The organism is Adlercreutzia equolifaciens (genome assembly GCF_029076695.1).
Taxonomy (GTDB): Bacteria; Actinomycetota; Coriobacteriia; order Coriobacteriales; family Eggerthellaceae; genus Adlercreutzia; species Adlercreutzia equolifaciens_A.
Genome location: NZ_JARFIK010000658.1, coordinates 1 through 287, shown reverse-complemented (window position 1 = coordinate 287; position 287 = coordinate 1). Strand labels below are relative to the sequence as shown.

The following is a 287-nucleotide window of genomic DNA, read 5'->3' as shown; positions in this document are numbered from 1 at the left end:
CACTCAATGTATAAAGTACCGTTTCCCCAAGTTTTCCGTAGTTTGATTTTTCCTGCGTCAGATATCTGATTCCCTTTTCTGGCGTCTCTCCAAGCATCAGAACAGCTCTTGACGAGTCCCATATATCCGAACTATCCGCTATTCTCTTTCTTCCGTAAACTCCGCTTTGCTTATTCACATGAACTACTATCATAAAAGTTGTCTTGTATACTTCCGCATATCCCAGTAACGGCGTAAAACACTTTCGCATAGAGTTTCTGTCTCCCATTCGCAAATTTTCCGGGATG

1 protein-coding gene is annotated in these 287 nt (G+C 42.2%); it reads right to left on the bottom strand.

The features are described from left to right. A partial coding sequence (locus PZH32_RS14000) for a hypothetical protein (RefSeq protein WP_275208879.1) occupies positions 1-193 on the bottom strand: 193 nt, incomplete at its 3' end. Between the last annotated feature and the right edge of the window lie 94 nt (positions 194-287).